The organism is Micromonospora phytophila, from assembly GCF_023656545.1.
GTDB lineage: Bacteria > Actinomycetota > Actinomycetes > Mycobacteriales > Micromonosporaceae > Micromonospora > Micromonospora phytophila.
Window position 1 is genome coordinate 1 of record NZ_JAMOKF010000067.1, and the last position, 20,443, is coordinate 20,443.

General features: G+C 70.8%; 23 protein-coding genes, 1 tRNA gene and 1 pseudogene. 13 read left to right on the forward strand and 12 right to left on the reverse strand.

The genetic code is table 11. The annotated features are described in order from the left end of the window. A partial coding sequence (locus NCC78_RS11515) for a TetR/AcrR family transcriptional regulator (protein WP_250794212.1) occupies positions 1-465 on the reverse strand: 465 nt, incomplete at its 3' end. A 110-nt stretch (positions 466-575) separates the two neighbouring features. Here NCC78_RS11515 and NCC78_RS11520 point away from each other — a divergent pair. Together NCC78_RS11520 and NCC78_RS11525 are read left to right on the forward strand one after the other, a co-directional pair. Next, the gene (locus tag NCC78_RS11520) at positions 576-794 is read left to right on the forward strand and encodes a hypothetical protein (protein ID WP_250794214.1); all 219 of its coding nucleotides are present in this window, start codon (positions 576-578) and stop codon (positions 792-794) included. Next, a complete protein-coding gene (locus NCC78_RS11525) occupies positions 791-1,321 on the forward strand; it encodes a DUF2269 domain-containing protein (protein WP_250794215.1) in 531 nt (176 codons plus the stop codon). The genes NCC78_RS11520 and NCC78_RS11525 overlap by 4 nt, the downstream gene beginning before the upstream one ends. Before the next feature lie 71 nt (positions 1,322-1,392). Here the strand turns inward: NCC78_RS11525 and NCC78_RS11530 are convergent, their stop codons facing one another. Beyond that, positions 1,393-1,932 carry a phospholipase gene (locus tag NCC78_RS11530; RefSeq protein WP_250794217.1) on the reverse strand — a complete coding sequence of 180 codons (540 nt, stop codon included), beginning with the start codon at positions 1,930-1,932 and terminating at the stop codon, positions 1,393-1,395. 176 nt (positions 1,933-2,108) lie between these two features. Beyond that, positions 2,109-3,770, reverse strand: a complete 1,662-nt coding sequence (locus NCC78_RS11535) for a glycoside hydrolase family 10-like protein (RefSeq protein ID WP_250794219.1) — start codon at positions 3,768-3,770, stop codon at positions 2,109-2,111. Between the two features lie 26 nt (positions 3,771-3,796). Between NCC78_RS11535 and NCC78_RS11540 the strand changes: the two genes are divergently transcribed. Further along, positions 3,797-3,991, forward strand: a complete 195-nt coding sequence (locus tag NCC78_RS11540; protein WP_250794221.1) for a hypothetical protein — start codon at positions 3,797-3,799, stop codon at positions 3,989-3,991. A 437-nt stretch (positions 3,992-4,428) separates the two neighbouring features. Here the strand turns inward: NCC78_RS11540 and NCC78_RS11545 are convergent, their stop codons facing one another. Genes NCC78_RS11545 through arfA form a run of 5 tightly spaced genes read right to left on the reverse strand, consistent with a single transcriptional unit; the run spans position 4,429 to position 10,156 of the window. After that, on the reverse strand, positions 4,429-5,451 hold the full coding sequence (locus NCC78_RS11545) for a glycoside hydrolase family 43 protein (protein ID WP_250794223.1): 1,023 nt from the start codon (positions 5,449-5,451) through the stop codon (positions 4,429-4,431). After that, on the reverse strand, positions 5,448-6,272 hold the full coding sequence (locus tag NCC78_RS11550) for a carbohydrate ABC transporter permease (RefSeq protein ID WP_250794225.1): 825 nt from the start codon (positions 6,270-6,272) through the stop codon (positions 5,448-5,450). The genes NCC78_RS11545 and NCC78_RS11550 overlap by 4 nt, the downstream gene beginning before the upstream one ends. Before the next feature lie 10 nt (positions 6,273-6,282). Then, positions 6,283-7,248, reverse strand: a complete 966-nt coding sequence (locus tag NCC78_RS11555; protein ID WP_250794227.1) for a carbohydrate ABC transporter permease — start codon at positions 7,246-7,248, stop codon at positions 6,283-6,285. A gap of 6 nt (positions 7,249-7,254) precedes the next feature. Then, positions 7,255-8,583 (reverse strand): ABC transporter substrate-binding protein, encoded by a 1,329-nt coding sequence (locus NCC78_RS11560; protein WP_250794229.1) that lies wholly within the window; start codon positions 8,581-8,583, stop codon positions 7,255-7,257. 58 nt (positions 8,584-8,641) lie between these two features. Continuing rightward, entirely contained in the window at positions 8,642-10,156 is a 1,515-nt protein-coding gene (gene arfA, locus NCC78_RS11565) for an arabinosylfuranosidase ArfA (protein WP_250794230.1), read from the reverse strand. A 149-nt stretch (positions 10,157-10,305) separates the two neighbouring features. Between arfA and NCC78_RS11570 the strand changes: the two genes are divergently transcribed. Continuing rightward, positions 10,306-11,313, forward strand: coding sequence for a LacI family DNA-binding transcriptional regulator (locus NCC78_RS11570; RefSeq protein ID WP_250794232.1), 1,008 nt, complete (start codon positions 10,306-10,308; stop codon positions 11,311-11,313). Between the two features lie 135 nt (positions 11,314-11,448). Here NCC78_RS11570 and NCC78_RS11575 read toward each other — a convergent pair whose 3' ends face one another. From NCC78_RS11575 to NCC78_RS11585, 3 genes are all read right to left on the reverse strand, one after another. Next, positions 11,449-12,174 carry a methyltransferase domain-containing protein gene (locus tag NCC78_RS11575; protein ID WP_250794234.1) on the reverse strand — a complete coding sequence of 242 codons (726 nt, stop codon included), beginning with the start codon at positions 12,172-12,174 and terminating at the stop codon, positions 11,449-11,451. A gap of 95 nt (positions 12,175-12,269) precedes the next feature. After that, positions 12,270-12,587, reverse strand: a complete 318-nt coding sequence (locus NCC78_RS11580) for a hypothetical protein (RefSeq protein ID WP_250794236.1) — start codon at positions 12,585-12,587, stop codon at positions 12,270-12,272. Positions 12,588-12,625: 38 nt separating this feature from the next. Then, a complete protein-coding gene (locus NCC78_RS11585) occupies positions 12,626-14,263 on the reverse strand; it encodes an ABC-F family ATP-binding cassette domain-containing protein (RefSeq protein WP_250794238.1) in 1,638 nt (545 codons plus the stop codon). A gap of 194 nt (positions 14,264-14,457) precedes the next feature. Here NCC78_RS11585 and NCC78_RS11590 point away from each other — a divergent pair, with 194 nt between their 5' ends. From NCC78_RS11590 to NCC78_RS11630, 9 genes are all read left to right on the forward strand, one after another. After that, entirely contained in the window at positions 14,458-15,228 is a 771-nt protein-coding gene (locus NCC78_RS11590) for an ROK family protein (protein ID WP_250794239.1), read from the forward strand. A gap of 173 nt (positions 15,229-15,401) precedes the next feature. Continuing rightward, positions 15,402-15,770 carry a tetratricopeptide repeat protein gene (locus NCC78_RS11595; RefSeq protein WP_250794240.1) on the forward strand — a complete coding sequence of 123 codons (369 nt, stop codon included), beginning with the start codon at positions 15,402-15,404 and terminating at the stop codon, positions 15,768-15,770. Positions 15,771-15,903: 133 nt separating this feature from the next. Beyond that, complete coding sequence (locus tag NCC78_RS11600; RefSeq protein WP_091627412.1) at positions 15,904-16,158, forward strand: Smr/MutS family protein; 255 nt, start codon at positions 15,904-15,906, stop codon at positions 16,156-16,158. A gap of 674 nt (positions 16,159-16,832) precedes the next feature. Then, positions 16,833-17,357: a PASTA domain-containing protein gene (locus NCC78_RS11605; protein WP_250794241.1), complete on the forward strand. Its 525-nt coding sequence runs from the start codon at positions 16,833-16,835 to the stop codon at positions 17,355-17,357. An 80-nt stretch (positions 17,358-17,437) separates the two neighbouring features. Beyond that, complete coding sequence (locus NCC78_RS11610; RefSeq protein WP_250794242.1) at positions 17,438-17,692, forward strand: TM2 domain-containing protein; 255 nt, start codon at positions 17,438-17,440, stop codon at positions 17,690-17,692. Further along, positions 17,681-17,765 (forward strand) — tRNA-Phe (locus tag NCC78_RS11615). Before NCC78_RS11610 ends, NCC78_RS11615 begins: the two co-directional genes overlap by 12 nt. 98 nt (positions 17,766-17,863) lie before the next feature. Beyond that, the gene (locus NCC78_RS11620) at positions 17,864-18,028 is read left to right on the forward strand and encodes a helix-turn-helix transcriptional regulator (protein ID WP_372495118.1); all 165 of its coding nucleotides are present in this window, start codon (positions 17,864-17,866) and stop codon (positions 18,026-18,028) included. A gap of 1 nt (position 18,029) precedes the next feature. Then, a complete protein-coding gene (locus NCC78_RS11625; protein WP_250794246.1) occupies positions 18,030-18,821 on the forward strand; it encodes a tyrosine-type recombinase/integrase in 792 nt (263 codons plus the stop codon). Positions 18,822-19,081: 260 nt separating this feature from the next. Continuing rightward, on the forward strand, positions 19,082-19,711 hold the full coding sequence (locus NCC78_RS11630) for an MBL fold metallo-hydrolase (RefSeq protein ID WP_250794248.1): 630 nt from the start codon (positions 19,082-19,084) through the stop codon (positions 19,709-19,711). A gap of 20 nt (positions 19,712-19,731) precedes the next feature. On the opposite strand, the pseudogene NCC78_RS11635 reads toward NCC78_RS11630, so the two are convergent. Further along, a pseudogene (locus tag NCC78_RS11635) lies at positions 19,732-20,443 on the reverse strand (peptidase); the annotation flags it as partial.

The following is a 20,443-nucleotide window of genomic DNA, read 5'->3' on the forward strand; positions in this document are numbered from 1 at the left end:
GGCCAACTCGTCGGGCGGGACGTCGTCGCGGACGTCGCCGGCGCGCGCGGCCTCGACCAGCAGGTCCCGGACGAGGTCGTGCAGGTGCTGGCGCGCGTGGGCGACATGCTCGCCCCGGTGCAGCCGCGTCACCGCGTCACCGCCGTGCGGGGCGCGGGTGGTCGACGCGTACGCCGCCAGCACCGCCCGTAGCCGCGCGGCCGGGTCCGCAGCCCGGTCGCGGGCCGCCACGAGGTCGGCGACGTGTCGGCGCACCTGGCGCTCGTGCCAGGCGATCAGGATCGCCTCGACGTCGGAGAAGTACTTGTAGAGGGTGGCCCGGCCGATGCCGGTCCGCTCGGCGATCCGGGACATGGTGACCGACGTCGGCCCGTGCTCGGCCACCAGCGCCGCCGTGGCGTCCAGCGTCGCGTCGCGCACCGCGCGCCGGTGCGCCTCGATCGTGTCGTTCCACAGCTTCGGCACCAGCCGGACCATACACCACGACGCGGCCTGGACGCCTTGTCTTGACAGAGACACTCTGTCTCGATAAAGCTGACGCCGTTCCGCCCGGAACCACGCAGAGGGAGATACGGATGGCCGGTCAACGTCCCGGGGCTCGACAGGGCCCCGGCATGCCCCGCTGGGTGAAGGTGCTCGCGCTCGTCGCGTTCGCGCTGGTCCTGCTCTTCGTCATCGTCCAGCTGACCGGGTTCGGCGGCGGGCACGGCCCGGGCCGGCACCTCTCGCAGGACGGGCCCGGTCAGGTCGCGCCATCGGGTCGGGTCGTCGCGTCGCCCGGGCAGGCGAGGTGATCCTGCCGCCCGGTCCCCGCAAGCTGGCGCTCACCCTGCACGTCACCTCGTCGGTGGGGTGGCTCGGCGCGGTCCTGGCCTTCCTCGCCCTCGCGGTGGCCGCGCTGACCAGCCGGGACGCCGACGTCGCCCGGGCCGGTGGGATCGCGATGAACCTGACGACCCGGTTCGTCATCGTCCCGCTGGCTTTCGCGTCCCTGCTGACCGGGCTGCTCTCGTCCCTGGGCACGCACTGGGGGCTGGTGCGCCACTACTGGGTGCTGGTGAAGTTCCTGCTGATCGTCGTCGCCACCGCGGTGCTGCTGCTCCAGGTGGGGCCGATCGGCGCCCTCGCCGACGCGGCGACGGGCACCGGGCCGGCCGACGTCGGGTTGCGCGAGGCGCGCGCCTCGGCGGTGGTCCATGCCGCCGGCGGCCTCCTCGTCCTGCTCGGAGCCACCGTGCTGGCGATCTACAAGCCCCGCGGCATGACCCGCCACGGCTGGCGCCACCAACCGGACCGCCCCCGCCCGACCTCCCCGCGTTGATCAAGAAGTTTGCGTCCGTTCCGAGCCGCCGGGTCCAAGGACGCAAACTTCTTGACCAACCCATGCGTGGGTCAGCCGCGCAGTCCGGCGCGGCGCTCGGCGTCGGCCTTCATCCGGGCGGCGCGGTCGATGTCGGCCTGCTGGACGGCGGCGACCGAGCCGAAGATGCTGACCGCCTCGTAGTACGTCCAGGCCAGGCTGTAGCAGGCCGGCCGGACGACGACGTTGTACGTGGCGCAGACGCGCTTCAGGTCGGCGTAGAAGGCGCTGTCCAGGCGGGGCTTGTTCGCGGAGAACTGGCCGACCGCCTTGTAGTTGCGGTAGCCGAAGTCGTGCCGGTAGCAGGAGAGGGCGAAGTTGAAGCCGAGCGGGTTGTCCGGGCTGGACGAGCAGTAGTCGGTCGACCAGTCGAAGGCGTACTCGGACCAGGCGGCCTTGTTCAGGCGTCCGGCGTTCCAGGCGTTGTAGCTGGTGGCGCTGGTCTGGGTCCAGCTGGACAGGACCGAGAGCTTCTGCTCGACGGTGACGGCGGCAGCGGGGGAGGAGACCCCGAGCACGACGAGCAGCGCGAGCGCGCCCGAGGCGAGCAGGGTGGCGAGACGTCTGGGCACGGTTGCCTCCGCGGGGGTGTGCGTTGGACGGTCGGTCACCGGCAGGTCACCGGGTGCCGATCAGTCTCGATCAATCGGCATACGTTGATCTGTTCCCCACGTGGACAATTGGTGACAGGTGCCGAAACAGACCAATGCCCCGGGCGTCAGGAGCGCCCGGGGCATCCGGTCCGTCGTCAGCGCACCACGAAGGACGGCGGGCTGGCCGGGCTCTCGTTGGCCAGCCGGTCGAGCGCGGTCACGTGGTACGTGTACCGCTTGCCGGCCTCGGCGGTGGTGTCCACCCAGGACTGGGTGGCGGAGCCGTCGGCGCGCACCGTGTCGACCAGGTGCGCGGCGTCGGCGAAGTCGCACCGGTCGGCCAGGCCGACCCCGTCGAAGCGGTAGATCGCGTACGACGTGGCGGTGCCGAGCGGGCCCGCGCCGTCGGCCGGCTGCCGCCAGCTCAGCCGGACCCCGTCGTCCTGCCGCCCCGTGTCGGTGATCACCGGCATGAGCAGCGGCTTCGCCGGCAGGTGCGACATGGTCGGCACCAGCGCCGGCCGGGAGTAGTGCTCGGCGGCGTAGATGTCCGTCGCGCCGAGCCGGTTGGCCCGGACCTGGACGGCCGAGAAGTGGACGTTGCCCAGCACCTCGGGGTACTGCCGGTTCAAGGTCAGGTGGTCCGACAGCTCACGCGGGTTCTGCCAGAACGGCCCGTACGCCGGGTCGCCGCTCTTGTAGTCCGCCTGCCCGATGTAGAGCTGCACCCGGGTGCCGGAGACCACGTCCGCCCACCACGGCACCAGCCGGGCGTAGTCGGCGGCCGGGTACTGGCCGATGTACCAGTAGAGCTGGGGCACCACGTAGTCGATCCACTCCTGCTTGACCCACTTGCGGGTGTCGGCGGAGATGATCTCGTACGACTGGCTGCCGGTGGTGTCCGAGCCCAGCGGGTCGACGGTCTTGTTACGCCAGATGCCGAACGGGCTGACGCCGAACTTCACCCACGGCTTGACCGACTTGATCCTGGCGTTCATCTCCTGGATCAGCAGGTTGATGTTGTCCCGCCGCCAGTCCGCCCTGTCGGTGAACCCGCGGTGGTACGCCGCGAAGGTTGCGTCGTCGGGCACCTGGTGGGTGCCGCTCGGGTACGGGTAGAAGTAGTCGTCGAAGTGCACGCCGTCGATGTCGTACCGGCTGACCGCGTCCATCATCGCGGTCTGCACGAACTCGCGGACCTCGGGGATGCCGGGGTTGTAGTAGAGCCGGCTGCCGGCGACGCCGGCCGGCGGGTAGGCGAAGGTCCACTCCGGGTGCTCGCGCACCGGGTGGTTCGGCGCGAGCTTGCTGATGTCCGCGCCGGCACCGCCCGGGGCCGGCATGGAGACGCGGTACGGGTTGAACCAGGCGTGGAACTCCAGGTTCCGCTCGTGCGCCTCGGCAACGAGGAAGGCCAGCGGGTCCCAGCCGGGGTCCTGGCCCCGGATCCCGGTCAGGTACTCCGACCAGGGCTCGTGCGGCGACGGCCAGAGCGCGTCGGCGGTCGGCCGGACCTGCACCACCACGGCGTTGTGGTTGAGCCGTTCGGCGAGGTCGAGCAGGCCCCGGTACTCGGCCTGCTGGGCGGCGACCCGGTCCGGCGCGGTCTGGGACGCCTTGGTCGGCCAGTCGATGTTCACGACGGAGGAGATCCACATGGCCCGGAACTGCCGCTTGGGCGTGGCCGGGTCGGTGACGCAGGTGGTGGTGGAGGCGGCGGTCGCCGCGTCGGGCGCCGCGCTCGCGGGCGTGGCGGCGACGAGCGCGCCGAGCATGGCCGCGGCCAGCCCGGCGGCTCCGAGCCGAATTGCCTTCATGCGGTGTGTCCCTTCCTGGGGCTCCCGTGTCAGGGTTCGTCGCGGCGCTCTCGGCAAGATTCGCCGTGGGCTATCTACCGCTGGTAGGAAATTTTCACACCTTCCGCGTGCTGCGCAAGGGTCTGCGCCGGATCGATCCGTTCGTCGGTTCGCCGGTCGGCCGGGTGGCCCGGGCCATCGTGCCGAGGGTGGCGACGCGCACACGGCGGGTAGTGACCTGATTGGGGGGAGAAGTGGGGATTGGCACCGGTCCGGGCTGGGCAGCATCGCCGGTCACCGGCTGCCATGGGGGTGGTCGGACGGTGGGAGGAGCGAACGCGGTGTCCGTGCTGCGCACCAAACCGGAAGAACCGGCTCGCTCGTCGTTCGTCGTCCCCGGATTCCCGGGAACCGGCTGCCGTCTGATCTCGCAGGTGGGATCCGGCGGGTCTCAGGGTGGGTTCCGGCTGTCCCGGGGTGGGTTCCGGCTGGTCTCGGCGTGGGTTCCGGCTGGTCGCGGGGTGGGTTTCCGGGGAGCCCGACCCGCTCGCGGTCCGGTCGGCGCCTTTCGATGTACGAAGACAGCGCGGCACCCTGTCGTCTCGGGTGCCGCGCTGTCGGTGCCTCGGGGGTGGTGGGTGCTGTCTTCGGGGCTGGGCGGATTCCGGAAGGTCCTCGGTCAGGGCCTCTTCTGTGGCCCTGCCGTGGGGCCCTTGACCACTGGTCTGCCGTCGGTCCAGGTGACCTCGTCGAGCCAGACCTGGCGGCCGGGGTCGGTGGTGCCCTCCTGGCCCGGCGGCCAGGCGTGGTAGAGCAGCCAGGTGCGGCCGTCCTTGACGACCATCGAGGCGTGCCCCGGGCCGGAGGCGGCCTCGTTGGTCTTCAGGATCGGGTTCTCCGGGGCCTTCACACACGGGCCGGTCGGGCTCCCGCAGATCGCGTAGCCCTCGGCGTACTCGGCCCGGTCGTAGGCGTTGGCGGCGAAGAAGAGGAAGAGCCGGCCGTCCTGGCGGTGGAAGAACGGACCCTCGATCAGGGTGCCCTCCCACGGCTCGGTCTGCTTCAGCAGCTTCGTCGGCTCGCCGACGAGGGTCAGCCCGTCAGGGGAGAGGCGCTGCGACCAGAGCCAGGTGTCCACTCCGACGGCGTTGCCGTCGTTCTTCCAGAGCAGCCAGAGGCTGCCGTCGGTGTCCCGGAACGGGCTGGCGTCGATCGCCCCGCCCAGCTCCGCCTGGCAGATCAGCGGCCCGGTCGAGTCGTCCCGGTACGGCCCCTGCGGGGCGGCGGCCACCGCCCGACCGACGCACTGCCGGCCGGACTCCCGCTCGGCGACGGTGTAGTAGAGCACGAAGCGGTCCGGCGCCAGCTCGATCGCCTCCGGCGCCCAGTTCTTCCCGGCGTCCGCCCAGGCCGGCAGCTCCGGCAGGGCGTCACCGGCCGGGGTCCACTCGACCAGGTCGGGCGAGGTGAGCACCGGGACGTTGCGGCCGCCGGCGTTGGTGTGGAAGAGGTACCAGGTGTCGCCCACCCGGATCGCGTGCGGATCGGGCGCGTCGGTCTTCACGACCGGATTGGTGAACATGCTCGGGTCGCTCCCCGTACTCGTGGGTCTGGGTTCCGCCGTCCCACCGCAACCGGCGGCGAGCAGCGCGGCGGCGAGAACCGCCGCCGCGCCGCGTCGCCGGGAGATCCCGGCGGTCATCCCTTGAGGCCGCTGCGGGAAACGCCCTGGATGATGTGCCGCTGGGCCAGTACGAAGAGGATCAGCACCGGCACGCTGGCCAGCACCGCCCCCGCCATGATCACCGGGTAGTCGGTGACGTAGGAGCCCTGGAGCAGCCCCAGGCCCGGCGGCAGGGTGAGCATCTCCGGGCTGAACAGCACGAAGATCGGCCAGAGGAAGTCGTTCCAGTTGGTCAGGAACGACAGCACCGCCAGGGTGGCCAGCGCCGGCTTGGAGAGCGGCAGCACCACCTTGAAGAAGATCTGCCACTGGTTGGCCCCGTCCAGCACCGCGGCCTCCTCCAACTCCCGGGGCAGGGAGAGGAAGAACTGCCGCAGGAAGAACACCCCGAACGCGCTCGCCGCGCCGGGCACGATCACCACGGCGAGCGTGTCGATCCAGTCCAGCGTGTCGACGATCAGGAAGTTCGGGATGATCAGCGAGGTGGGCGGGATGAAGAGCGTCCCGACGACCAGCGCGAAGAGCACCCCCCGGCCGCGGAACCGCAGCCGGGCCAGGGCGTACGCGGCCATCGAGGCGGTCACCAGCACCAGCAGCGCGTGCAGCGTGGCGGCCACCATGCTGTTGAGGAACCAGCGCAGCACGGGGTTCTGCGAGTTGTCGAGCACCTGCTCGTAGCCGTACCCGGCGAGCGGGTCCGGCAGCCAGCTCGGCGGGATCTGCTGGGCGGCGTCGTAGGTCTTCAGCGAGGTGATGACCATCCACACCAGTGGCGTCACGAAGACCAGGGCCAGGGCCACCAGGATGGCGTAGAGCGCGGTCCGGCGCAGCGTCGTCATGGCGGTCCCCTCAGTCTTCCCGGTAGCGGAAGAGTCGGAAGTTGGCGATGCTCACCACGGCCAGCATCAGGGCGAACACGATGCTCATGGCGGCGGCGCGACCCGCGTCGTTGTCCCGCAGCCCCTCCTCGACGATGAACCAGACCACCGAACGGGTCTCGGTGCCCGGCGCGCCCTGGGTGATCAGGAACGACTGGCCGAACACGTTCGCCGAGGCGAGCACGGTCGTGGTGATCACGAAGAGCAGCACCGGACGCAGACCGGGCAGCGTGACGTGCCGGAACCGTTCCCAGGCGCTCGCGCCGTCCACCTTCGCCGCCTCGTAGAGCTCGGCCGGGATGTCCTGGAGCCCGGCCAGGTAGATCACCGCGTTGAAGCCGGAGGTCCACCAGACGGTCACCCCGACCAGCGAGACCCACGCCCACGGCACGTCCGTCACCCAGGGGGTGTCCGCGGGCAGCCCGACCGCCCCGAGCAGGCTGTTGACCAGGCCCAGGTTCGCGTCGAGCAGGAACCGCCAGAGCAGGCCGATGACGGCCACGCCCAGCACGTACGGCGCGAAGTAGATCGCCCGGAAGAAGGTGCGGCCGGGGAACGAGCGGTTGAGCAGCAGCGCCAGCCCGAGCGGGATGACCACCAGCAGCGGCACCGAGAGCACGGTGAAGATCGCCGTCGCCCGTACGCTCTGCCACCAGTCGGCGTAGACGGCAGAGTCGCTGGAGAAGAGATCCGTGTAGTTGTCCAGCCCGACGAACGGCCGGTTGGGCAGCTGGAAGTCCCACTGGTGCACGCTGAGCCAGAGGCCGAGCACGATCGGCAGCAGGCCGAAGATCCCGAACAGGATCAGGTACGGAGCGAGGAAGAGATACGGCGTCGCCCGCTTGGCCCGGTCCGCCGAGGTGCCCCGGCGGGCAGCGCCGGCCGCCGGGGGCGGCGCGTCACCACGCGCCGCCCCGACCTCGATCACGTCCGCCACGGAGGATCAGCTCCCGTACTTCTTGCGGTTGTCCTCGAGCTGCTTGTTGGCCTTGGTCACCCCGTCGTCGAGCGCCTGCTTGGGCGACTTCTTGCCCAGGGCCGCCTCGTTGAAGGAGTTGTAGAAGGTGGTCATGACCTCGCCGAGGCCCGGGGTCGCCGGCGGGAAGGCCGCGTACTCCAGCTCGGGGGCGAGGGCGTTGACCTCGGTGAGGGCCTTGAAGCCGGCGTCCTCGCGGACCGTCTTGCGGGCCGGCACCTGGCCACCCTTGGCCCAGTCCAGGGAGTGCTGGCTGAGCCAGTTGATGAAGACCTTCGACGCCGAGACCTTGTTGGCGTCGTTGGCCCGCTGCTTGACGATGGTGAAGTTGTGGGAGTTGGCCCACGCTGCCGGCTTCGTGCCGATCTGCGGCAGCGGCGCCACGCCCCACTGGAGCTCCGGGCTCTTCTTCAGATCGTTGATCTGCCAGATGCCGTTCCAGTTGAAGGCGTTCTTGCCGCTCTTCAAGGCCAGGTAGTCGGCGTCCTGCCCGACGTTCGCCGGCGAGTGACCCTGCTTGATCAGGTCGGTCAGCCAGGTGCAGGCCTCGACCGCCTGGTCGGAGTTGAAGGTGGCCTTGGCGGCCTCGCCGTCGAAGACGCTCCCGCCCCACTGGTGCAGCAGCGAGTAGAAGGTCATGCCGCCGGTGAACTGGAACGGGCTGATCCAGAAGCCCTGCACGCCGGACTTCTTCAGCTCGGTCAGCGCGGCGGTGTACTCGTCCCGGGTGGTCGGCGGCTTGTTCGGGTCCAGGCCGGCCTTCTGCATGACGGCCTTGTTGTAGTAGAAGCCCAGCGGGTGCATGTCCAGCGGGATGCCGTACCGCTTCTTGTTGTAGAGGCCGCCCTGCCAGACCGTGGGGGCGAAGTCGCCCTCGGAGAGCTCCAGGTTCTTGGCCACGTCGTCGAGCTCGCTGATGACGCCGCGGGCGGCGAAGGTGGCGAGCTGGTCCATGTGCATGACCGCGATGTCCGGGCCGTTGCCGCTGGAGGCGGCGCCGGGGAGCTTGTTGTAGTAGTCGTCCCACTGGTACGTCGCGATGGTGACCGCGATGTTCGGGTGCTCGGTGTTGAACTGGTTCACCAGCGCCTTGAAGATGTCGCCGTCGCCACCGGTGAAGCCGTTCCACAGCTTCAGGTCCACCTTCGGGCCGGTGTAGTCCTTGCCGCCGTTGCCGGCCGCCGGGCCCGCGTCGTCGTCGCCACCGCCGCAGCCGGCGAGGGTCAGCGAGGCCGCGGCGCCGAGCCCGAGACCGAGGCCGAGAAGCCGTCGCCGGCTCATGTCGTTGTGGATCATGCTGGTATCTCTCCTTGGGGGACGGGATGAATTGTGCCTGGTCAGAGCCGTTCCGGCGTCAGGCGCCGGCGGGGGCGAAACGCAGCACGTTCCAGGAGACCGCAGGCAGGCGTACGGAGCACCGGCCGCCGTCCGTGGTGGGGGTGTTCAACTGCCGGGGCGTCACCCGGTCGGGCTCGGCCTCGGAGTTCGTCGCCGTCGGGTCGTCCCCGGCGGCGAGGCTCAGGTGGGATTGACCGGCGAGTCCGGACAGGCCGCGCAGGTCGAGGTCCAGGGGCAGGTCCGTCTCGCCCCGGTTGACCGCGAAGACCGTCAGCTCACCGGTTTCCTCGTCGTGCACGGCGACCGTGTCCAGCACCGGGACCTCGCCGTACTTCTTCGTCTCGTAGGTCGGGCCGACCGGCTCGGTGCGCAGCACCGTGCCCCGGGCGTACCGGGCGGTCAGCGCGAACGGGTGGAAGATGCTCTGCCGCCAGGCCGGACCGCCGTTGCGGGTGCGGATCGGGGCGATCACGTTGGCGAGCTGCGCCTGGCAGGCCACGCCGACCCGGTCGGCGTGCCGGAGCAGGGTGATCAGCAGGTCGCCGACGACGACCGCGTCGACCGCGGTGAAATCGTCCTCGATCAGCGCCGGGGCCTCGACCCAACCGCGCCGGTCCAGGTCGGCCTTGAGGCGCGACTCGTACCAGACGTTCCACTCGTCGAAGGAGATCTTGAGCTTCCGCTGGTGCCGCTGCTTCGCCGCCACGTGGTCGGCGGTGGCGACCACGTCGCGGATGAAGTTGTCCATGTCGACGGCGGAGGCGAGGATGCTAGCCCGGTCGCCGTCGGACGGGTCGTAGTAGGTGTGCGCGGAGATGTAGTCGACGTGCTCGTAGGTGTGCTCCAGCACGGTCGCCTCCCAGGAGGCGAAGGTGGGCATCCGCCGGTTGGAACTGCCGCAGGCGACCAGGCTGATCGACGGGTCGATCATCTTCATCGCCCGGGCCGCCTCGGCGGCGAGCCGGCCGTACTCGTCGGCCGTCTTGTGCCCGACCTGCCACGGGCCGTCCAGCTCGTTGCCGAGGCACCAGAGCCGCACCCCGTACGGATCCTCGGCGCCGTGCTTGCGGCGCAGGTCGGACAGCTGGGTGCCACCGGGGTGGTTGGAGTATTCGAGCAGGTCGCAGGCCTCCTGCACGCCGCGCGTGCCGAGGTTGACCGCCATCATCGGCTCGACCCCGGCCTCGTCTGCCCAGGTCATGAACTCGTCGAGCCCGAAGGCGTTGGTCTCGATGGTCTTCCAGGCCAGGTCGAGCCGGCGGGGTCGGTCGCCGACCGGGCCGACGCCGTCCTCCCAGCGGTAGCCGGAGACGAAGTTGCCGCCGGGGTAGCGGACCACCGACACTCCCAGCTCCCGGGTCAGTTCCAGCACGTCGCCGCGCAGCCCCCGCCCGTCCGCGGTGGGGTGGCCGGGCTCGTAGACCCCGCCGTAGACGCAGCGGCCCATGTGCTCGACGAACGAGCCGAAGAGTCGCCGGTCGGCCGGTCCGATCGCGAAGGCGGGGTCGATCGTGAGCTGCGCGGTCCGCAAGGGGTGCCACCTTTCGGTCATTGCCGGTTCACCGGCGACCGTGGTCCCCGGTATGCATGGTTTCTACAACGTTGTAAGCAACGTTGTAAAGAGGTCGTAATGAGGTCGTGACACGGTAGGGTTCGCTCAGCATCAGGGGGAGGAAGATCGTGCGACACAGGCTCAAGGACGTGGCGGAGCGGGCCGGCGTGTCGGTGAAGACCGTCTCCAACGTGGTGAACGGCTACGTGCACGTCCGACCCGACACCCGGGCGCGGGTCGAGGAGGCCATCGCCGAGCTCAACTACCGGCCCAACCTCTCCGCGCGCAACCTCCGCAAGGGCCGGACCGGCGTGATCGCGCTGGCCGTGCCGGAGCTGGACATCCCCTACTTCGCCGAGCTGGCCCGGCACGTCGTCACGGCCGCCGCCGAGCTGGGCTGGACGGTGCTGATCGACCAGACCGGCGGCGGTCGCGAGCAGGAACGGGTGGTCGCCTCGGGCATCACCGAGCACCTGATCGACGGGCTCATCTTCAGCCCCCTGGCGCTCACCGCCGAGGACCTGGCCGGGCTGGACGGCACCCCGATGGTGCTGCTCGGCGAGCGGGTCGACCACGGTCCGGCCGACCACGTGGCGATCGACAACGTGGCCGCCGCCCGCGCGATCACCGCCCACCTGACCGGGCTCGGCCGCCGCCGGATCGCCGCCATCGGCTCGCAGCGCACCCCGGAGGGGGCCAGCGCCCGGCTGCGGCTCGCCGGCTACACCGCCGCGCTCGCCGACGCCGGCATCGCGTACGACGAGCGGCTGGTGGCGCCCGCGCCGGTCTGGCACCGCGCGGACGGCGCCGCCGCGATGCGCGCCCTGCTGGACTCCGGCGTACGCCCCGACGCGGTCTTCTGCTTCAACGACACCCTGGCCCTCGGCGCCCTGCGGGCCCTGCACGAGGCCGACCTGCGGGTGCCCGACGACGTCGCGGTGGCCGGCTTCGACGACATCGAGGACGGCCGCTTCTCGGTGCCCACCCTGAGCACCATCGCCCCGGACAAGGAGCGCATCGCCCGGCTGGCGGTCGAACTGCTCGCCAACCGCCTCGACGGCGACCGCGCGGCCCCCCCGAAGGAACTCACCGCCCCCTACCGCCTGACCCCCCGCGAAAGCACCCTCGGCCGCTGACCCCGGCCCCGGCCCACCCGGCCCCGGCCTCCGCGGTTGATCAAGAAGTTTGCGTCCGGGAACCGGTCCTGCCGGGACGAAACTTCTTGATCAACATGGCGGTGCGGCAGGGAGCCGACGGGGTAAGAGGCGGGGTCAGTCGAAGAAGCGGGCCAGGTGGGAGGGGGTGGGGCCGTCGTCGTCCGGGGCCAGCGGGGTGAGGTCGGCGAAAATGGAGGCGCCGTCGCAGCCGGCGTGCAGGGGGTACCAGCGCGGCGTGCCCGGTGGCCGCTGGAGGCAGATGCCCTTGACGGTCTGCACGTCGAGCAGCCGCACGTGGGTCGGGTCGGCGACTGCGTTGACGTGCCCCCACCAGGGGCTCATCACGTGCAGCACGCCCCCCGGCCGGAGCACCCGGTGGCACTCGTCGACCAGCGGCAGGAAGTCGATCAGGTGCTCCAGGATGTGGACCGCGAAGAACACGTCGACCGAGTTGTCGGCCAGCGGCAGCGAGGCGGAGAGGTCCGCCACCGCGTCCACCGCGGGGGCCGGGAAGATGTCCAACCCGAGGTTGCCCGGCCACTGCTTGGTGGCGCCGCAGCCGAGGTCGACCACGACCGGGTCACGTCCGCCGACCCGTACCCGGCACCAGACGCCGAGCACCCCGGCCAGCCGACCGACCCGGTCCCGCAGCAGGCGCAGCTCGGCCGGCTCGCCGACCTCCCCGGTCAGGTGGGCCACCCCCCGGTCGAAGCGCACCTCGACCGCGAGGTCCCGCAGCCGGTCGTCGTGCCGGGCCTGGTCGGACCAGGCCTCGGCGAGGAATCCGTCGACCGCCCGCAGCCGCTCGGCCGAGGGCGGGGTCTGTGCCAGCGCGACCATCCGGGCCCACCTCCCGGCCGCCGATACCCGGATCCCCGTCCGGTATGCCCGCGTTCCTCGTGATCCACCGAAGGAGAACGAGGTCGGCGGGCGGGTCAGCCGGTGATGGTGCGCCGGGGGCGACCCGCGCCGCGCATCCGCTGGCGGGGCGGCGGGTCGGCCGGCTTCGGCCGCTTGAGGTGGTAGCGGTGCAGCTCGTTGTTGCCGGGCAGGGACGGGTCCTCGCTCATCGCGACCAGCTCCCAGCCCTGGTCGCCGGCCCGGTTCAGGTGGGCCAGCGCGGTGTCGCCGTACGGCGTGACGTCGACCATCGAGCCGTCCGGGCCGTACCAGACGAAGACGACCTCCCAGCCGATGTCGGTGGTGGCCGCCTGGCGTCGGCGGACGAGCAGCGCGTACTCCCACTTGAGCATGCGGTCATTCTCACCCGGCGCGGCCGCGTCGGCACGGATCAATCCTCGGCGATCCGTCCGCCGTCCACCCGCAGCCGCCGGTTGACGCTCACCGCGTCCAGCATCCGCCGGTCGTGGGTGACCAGCAGCAGGGTGCCCGGGTAGCCGTCCAGCGCGGATTCCAGCTGCTCGATGGCGGGCAGGTCGAGGTGGTTGGTGGGCTCGTCCAGCACCAGCAGGTTGACCCCGCGACCCTGGAGCAGCGCCAGCGCCGCCCGGGTCCGCTCGCCCGGGGACAGGGTCGCCGCCGGCCGCAGCACGTGCGCCGCGCGCAGCCCGAACTTGGCCAGCAGGGTCCGCGCGTCCGCCGGCGACAGCTGCGGCACGGCGGCGCCGAACGCGTCGATCAGCGGGGTGTCGCCGAGGAAGAGCCCCCGGGCCTGGTCCACCTCGCCGACCACCACGCCCGGGCCGAGCGCGGCGTACCCCTGGTCGAGCGGCAGCCGGCCGAGCAGGGCGGCGAGCAGGGTGGACTTGCCGGAGCCGTTCGCCCCGGTGACCGCGACCCGGTCCGCCCAGTCGATCTGGAGGTCCACCGGCCCCAGGGTGAAGCCTCCCCGGCGTACCACCGCGCCGCGCAGCGAGGCCACGACGGCGCCGGCGCGGGGCGCGGCGGAGATCTCCATCCGCAGCTCCCACTCCTTGCGCGGCTCCTCGACCACCTCCAGCCGTTCGATCAGCCGCTCGGTCTGCTTGGCCTTGGCCGCCTGCTTCTCCGTCGCCTCGGCGCGGAACTTGCGACCGATCTTGTCGTTGTCGCTGGCCTTGCGCCGGGCGTTCTTCACGCCCTTCTCCATCCAGGCCCGCTGGGTCCGGGCCCGCGCCTCCAGGGCGCCCCGGGTGTCGGCGTACTCCTCGTAGTCGGCGCGGGCGTGCCGGCGGGCCACCTCGCGCTCCTCCAGGTAGGCCGCGTAGCCGCCGCCGTAGTGCCGGATCTGCTGCTGGGCCAGGTCCAGTTCCAGCACCCGGGTCACCGTCCGGGCGAGGAACTCCCGGTCGTGGCTGACCAGCACCGTGCCGGCGCGCAGCCCGGTGACGAACTCCTCCAGGCGCTCCAGGCCGGCCAGGTCCAGGTCGTTGGTGGGCTCGTCGAGCAGGAAGACGTCGTACCGGCTGAGCAGCAGGGAGGCCAGCCCGGCCCGGGCCGCCTGACCGCCGGAGAGCCCGGTCATCGGATGGTCCAGGTCGACCGCGAGACCCAGGTCGGCGGCCACCTGCTCGGCGCGTTCGTCCAGGTCCGCGCCGCCCAGGGCGAGCCAGCGCTCCAGCGCGTCGGCGTACGCGTCGTCGGCGCCGGGCGCGCCCTCGGTCAGCGCCACGGTCGCCGCGTCCAGCGCGACCTGCGCGGCGGCGACCCCGGTGCGCCGGGCCAGGAAGTCGCGGACGGTCTCGCCGGCCCGCCGCTCCGGCTCCTGCGGCAGGTGCCCGACGCTCGCCGTGGGCGGGCTGAGCGCGACGGCGCCGGCCTCCACCGGGAGCAACCCGGCGAGCGTACGCAGCAGCGTCGACTTGCCGGCCCCGTTGGCCCCGACCAGACCCACCACGTCGCCGGGCGCGACCACCAGGTCGAGCCCCGAGAAGAGCGGGTGGTCCCCGTGCCCGGCGGCGAGGTCTTTGACGATCATCGTGGCGCTCATCAGGACGCGAGCCTATCCGCCCCCACCCACCTGCTCCGACACCCCCAACTCACCACTGCCCCGCCGACCCCCGAACCGCCATCAGCCGCGATCTTGCACTCGTGGCCCGGACGATTGGGGTGAAGTTCGCAGTTCGCGGGACCGAAAGTGCAAGATCGCGAACGGTCTTCGGGGGCACCCGGCACACTGCTCGGGTGGTGACCACTCTGGCGATCGACTGCGGCGGCGGCGGGATCAAGGCCTCCGTCCTGGATGAGGCGGGGACGATGCGGGCGCGGCCGTTGCGGGTGCCCACGCCGTACCCGCTGCCGCCAGCGCTTTTCGTGCGGACGCTGCTGGACCTCGGCAGGCGGTTGCCGGCGGCGGACCGGCTGACCGTGGGCCTGCCGGGGATGATCCGGCACGGGGTGGTGGTGGCCACCCCGCACTACGTGACCCGCTCCGGCCCGCGCAGCAAAGTCGACCCGGCGCTCGTCGCCGAGTGGCACGGCTTCGACGCGCGCAGCGCGCTCGCCGACGCGTTCGGGGTGCCGGCGCTGGTGCTCAACGACGCCGAGGTGCACGGGGCCGGGGTGGTCGCCGGGACGGGCTGCGAGCTGGTGCTGACCCTCGGCACGGGGCTGGGCAGCGCGCTCTTCGACGGTGGGGTGCTCGCCCCGCACCTGGAGCTCTCGCACGCCCCGGTGCGCTGGGGCACCACCTACGACACGTACGTCGGCGAGCCGGAGCGGCGGCGGCTGGGGGACGCCTTCTGGTCCCGCCGGATCCGGCAGGTGGTGGACGGGCTGCGGCCGGTGTTCCGCTGGGACCGGCTCTACCTGGGCGGGGGCAACTCCCGGCTGATCCGCCCGGAGCAGCTGGCCCGGATGGGCGACGACGTGGTGGTCGTCCCGAACACCGCCGGCATCGTCGGCGGCGTCCGCGCCTGGGAGCTGGCCGCGGCCCACCGCGACGCCCGCACCTGACGCGCCGAGGCATGGTCGGCGTCGGACGATCCGGGTGGTCCGGGTCGGATCTCCTCAACCGGGGCGATCATCGGACAACTTGAACCGAACTTCAAGTCACGGGAACAGTCGCCATCCGGGCGATGTTGTGCCAGCGTCGGAGAAGTGACGGCGCGACCCGAGGAGGTGGGCAGATGGATCTTCTGGCGGACTACCGGCGGGCGACCATGTTCTTCGAAACCGGTGACCCGACCGGAGCGGCCCGACTGCTGGAGCCGATCGTGGACGCCGAACCCGGCAACGCGGCGGTACGCCAGCTCCTGGCCCGCGCGTACTTCCAGTCGGCCCAGCTCAACCGGGCCGAGGAGCAGCTGCGCGAGCTGATCGACCGGGACCCGAGCGACCACTACGCGCACCACGTGCTGGGCCGGACGCTGGAGCGGCTGAACCGGCACACGGACGCGCTGCGGCACCTGCGGATCGCCGCCGCGATGTACGCGGCCAACGACGACTACCGGGCCGCCCTCCAGCGGGTCGAGACCCGGCTCGGCACCGGCCGCTGAGCGGCCCGCGCGGACGGAACGGACGCACGGACGGGGCAGCTCCACAGGGGCTGCCCCGCCGTCGTCCTCCGGGACCGGCGGTGCCGCCGCCTACGATGGCTGTCATGGGACCTGACCGGCCGGCGGGTGCGGCATGAAGCTGAAGCTGGACCTGCACGACATCTTCAACAAGGGCCACGACATCGACCGCGCGCTGCGCGGGATCATGGACGAGGCGGTGGCGAAGAAGGCCACCCTGGTGGAGATCATCCCCGGCAAGGGCTCCGGCCAGCTCAAGAAGCGGGTGCTGCGCTTCCTCGACCAGAAGGACGTCAAGCAGCTCTACCACCGCGTCGAGAAGGACTCGAAGAACTTCGGCCGCGTCTTCATCCACTTCCGCTGGAAGTAAGAGTCCCGGCTTCCCGACATCCCACGCGATCCCCGGCATGGTCCCTGACCTGCCGAAACGCCTTCTGTTGGTTTCGCCATCTTCCGCCGTTACTCGCGCTTACTTGTGCCGGATTTGTGCCCAGTCCTGAACCATGGATTGCCGGCGAAGCGGTCGCCGACGGCCCGGTACGTAGGCCGCGAGCGTCGGCTGGTCGGTCGAGGGCTGTGTCCTGTCCCGCGACCAGGCCGCGACCGAGCTCCGACTCCGCCGGCGGAGAGGGGCACGGGTTGCCGGCGTGCAATGTCCAGTGCCAGAAAGTCGCACTACGCGCAGCACAGATACGGTGGCTGACATCTGGTTGTGCCCATCCCATCGCTGAGTTCTTCGCTGCCTCGGCGATCGGATTCGCTCCGTGCCCTTGCTGTGCTTCGCTGCTGCCAGTCTTGGTGCCGTCCCGGGGCTCGCTCAGTGGTCGCCACCCTTCGACCTTTCCGATTCTCAGATCCGCGGCGGCGGTTGGGTGTGCTCTGACGACGAGTGTGTGACTGGTCGTTGCCGGGCTCGTATTACGACATCAGCCCTTGTTGTCGTCAGGCGTCGTCCACCCGGCGCAGGTCCTCCGCCGGACGGCCTGCGCAAGGCACCTGATCAGCGACTACCCAGCGTCATGGTTGATCATCAGAATCTGCCCAGTGACCTTTCCCGAACAACCTTCGCCCCCCTACGGTCTGCCAGCCAAGCCGAAGAAGGCGAACAACCCGCTAGTTATCGGCCTCGCCGCAAGTGCCGTCGCCCTGCTCGTTGGCTGCTGCGGTGGCGTAGCGATCGGCCAGAACATGGGCGAATCCGACCCTAAACCTGCTGCGGCCGCATCCGTGCCCGTCGCTACTCCGACCAGCACTGCGCCGACCGCCCCGCCGGTCTCGGCGACCACCCCAGCCACCAGCAGCGCGCCGCCCGTCCCGCCCGTCGCGTCGCCCACCAGCACCGCGCCGGCTACTGTCGCGATGCCCAATGTGGTGGGGCAGAACGCGGCCGTGGCCGCAGACCAGCTGCGCAAGCTCGGATTCACCGACATCCAGTACGGGTCACAAGACGAGACCGACACCGTTGTCCTGCTCGCGTCCAACTGGACGGTCGCCAAGCAGTCGACCAAGGCTGGCAGCAAGGTGCCCATTGACACGCTGATCGTGCTGACCTGCACTAAGGAACGCTGACGGATAAAGGGGTGGTGCCCGGATGGCGGGTGCCACCCACGCCCGCACTATCGCAGCAAACCGCGATTCAGGAGAATTCGATGTCTCAGCCGTTCCATCCGCCGCAACCGCACTACGTGGTTGCGGTGAACCAGAAAGAAACTGGCATCGCCTACCTCTTCTGGCTCTTCTTCGGCCTCGTCGGTGGTCATCAGTTCTACCTTGGCAAGGTCGGGCGGGGGCTGCTCTACCTGTTCACCTTCGGCGTCCTCGGCCTGGGCACGCTGATCGACCTGTTCACATTGCCGAGCCAGGTGCGCCAGGTCAACACGCAGAGGACCCTCGGGATTCGCTGACTACCTGGAGGTCGCAAGGACGGACTGAAAATCCGTCGCGAAAGCTACAGAGGTTCGAATCCTCTACCCGCCACATGCAGGGGGATCGGCCTTTGACCTGGTTAAGCCCGGTCAGAGGCCGATCTTGTATCAGTCCCATCAAGTCTGGTGAAGTCCAACCGTCGATGGCCGCTGTGGACCGTCGAGGAGGTATCGGCCTACCTCGGCCTACCCGTCGCCACGCTGTGTCAGTGGCGCCACCGTTGCGTCGGCCCGCGCGCCTTTCGCGTCGGTCGCCATTTGCGCTATGACCCAGCCGACGTGCGGGCCTGGCTTGTCGACAGACAGGCATCCTAAGATGGAAGCCGATGATCTCTGGTATTTGAGCAAGCGCGGACCGGGCGGGAAGCGGGTTCCGTCGAAGCGGCACGGCCGGGGTGAGCGCTGCCGAATCCGGTATGTCGACGACACCGGCCAGCCCAAGCAAAAGCTGTTCGAGCGCAAAGCTGACGCGGAACAGTTCGACGTGAACACCCGGGCCGACGTGTCCCGGGGCCAGTACATCGACCCAACCGCCGGCAAGGTCACCGTGAAGGCCTACGGCGAGCAGTGGCGCAAGGGCCAGCTGCACCGTGACGCGACCGCGGCGCGTATCGAAATGACGTTGCGCGTACACGTCGAGCCGATCCTTGGTCGGATGCAGCTCGCGCAGGTACGCCCGTCGCATATTCAGGCGTGGGTGAAGGACCGAGCGAAGGTGCTGGCGCCGTCCTCGCTGCGGGTCGTGTACCACGCGCTGGTCGGCATGTCCGACGCGGCGACCCGTGACCGGATGATCGGTCGTAGCCCGTGCATCGGCATTCGGCTACCGGAGATCGAGCGCGCAGAGCGGTTCATTCCGACGCCGGCCCAGGTGCATGCGCTCGCCGATGCGTTCAGTGTGAAGCCGGAGCCGGGCAAAGCCGAGTCGGGAGCGGTATCGGGCGCTGGTGTACATGGCGGCCGGCTCCGGCCTGCGTCAGGCGGACGCGTGGGGCCTAGAGCTGGAGCACGTCGACTTCCTACGCCGGGAGGTCCGATCGTTCAGCAGCTTGTCACTCCGGCGGGCAGGTCGCCACGGCTCGCGCCACCGAAGACTGCTGACCGCTGAAACGCCTTCCGTGGGTTGCCGGCATCCTCCGGCGTAACTCCCGCCTGCTTGTGCCGGATCCGTGTCAGGTGATCATGAGGCGAACGCGTGTTCGATGAAGTCGCTCCGGGTGGCGGTGCGTGATCGCCGATGGAAGGGGACACGGGCCGCATGGGCCGGCGGGACATCTGGGTGGCGATCGGTCAAGACGGGGCGGGTGCCGCGCCCGTTCCGGCAGACTGCGCTGAGGACGTCACGATTGGATGATCGAGGAGTCGCGAATGCGCCTGACCAAGTACGGCCATTCCTGCGTACGCGTCGAGCACGACGGGGGAGTGCTGGTCATCGACCCGGGAGTGGTCAGCGAGCGGGAGGCGCTGGACGGCGTGGACGCCGTGCTGATCACCCACGAGCACCCCGACCACGTGCACGTCGAGGCGCTGACCGCCCAGCACGAACGGCGCCCGTTCACCGTGCACGGGCCGGCGTCGCTGGCCTCCATGCTGGACGGCCTGGCCGACCTGCTCGAGCCGGTGGAGCCGGGTTCGGGGTTCACCGCCGCAGGCATCCCGGTCCGCGCCTACGGCGGGCGACACGCCGTGATCCACCCCGACATCCCGGTGGTGGACAACTTGGCGTACCTGGTCGACGACCGGGTCTACCACCCCGGCGACTCGCTCGTCGTGCCGGATGACATCCAGATCGACACCCTCTTCCTGCCCATCCACGCCCCGTGGACGAAGTTCTCCGAGTCGCTGGACTTCCTCCGGGCGGTTGGCCCGCGCCGGGCGTACGCCCTGCACGACGGGTACCTCAACGAGAACGGGCTGAGCGTGCTGAACGGCAACTTCAGCCGGCTCTTCGAGGGCAAGTACCGCCGGCTCGAACCGGGTACCCGGGTCGACGCCTGACCCCACCGGACCGCTCGGCCTCAGACGGGGTAGGTGCGGGCGACCGCGAGCATCTCCGAGCTGTGCGAGCCGACGATCCCGACGTCCGGCGGGCGCGGGCGGAAACCGGGCACGGCGTCCAGACCGTCGCTGGCGTCCATCGCCCGGATCGCCACCTGGCCGGCCTTCGGCTTCAGCGTCAGGACCAGCTCGACGCCCTCGGCGGGCGGGGCGTGGAAGACCACGCCGAAGCCCCAGCGCCCCTCGCGCGGCTCGACCGGCACGGACCGGCCCGCCACCTCCGCGCGTACCACCGTCGCCGTCGACGCGTCGACGTGCAGAGTGGTCAGCCGGACCGGGCGCTGCGGGGTGAGCCGCAGCCGCAGGGTGCGTTCGCCGCCGGCGGTGGTGTCGGCGAGCACCTCCAGCCTCGGGGCGGGCAGGCCGGCCGCGGCCGCCGGGCCGGCCAGCAGTTCGTCGTCGCCGAGGCCGGGGAACTCGTCGGCCACGGAGACGGCCCCGTCGACGTACCTGTCGGTCCAGGGCTGCGGGTCGGCCTCGTGGCTGAGCCAGCGGGCCTGCCCGGTGCCGGCGTCGAGGGCGTACATCAGATGGGTGGGCGCCGGGTGCGCGGCGTCGAAGCGGTCGACGGAGAGCCCGACCCCGGCGAACACCACCGCCGCCAGCGTGGCGGCGGCGGCCGGCAGGGCGCCGAGCCGCCGGGCCCGCAGGGCGACCATGCCGCGCTGCCCG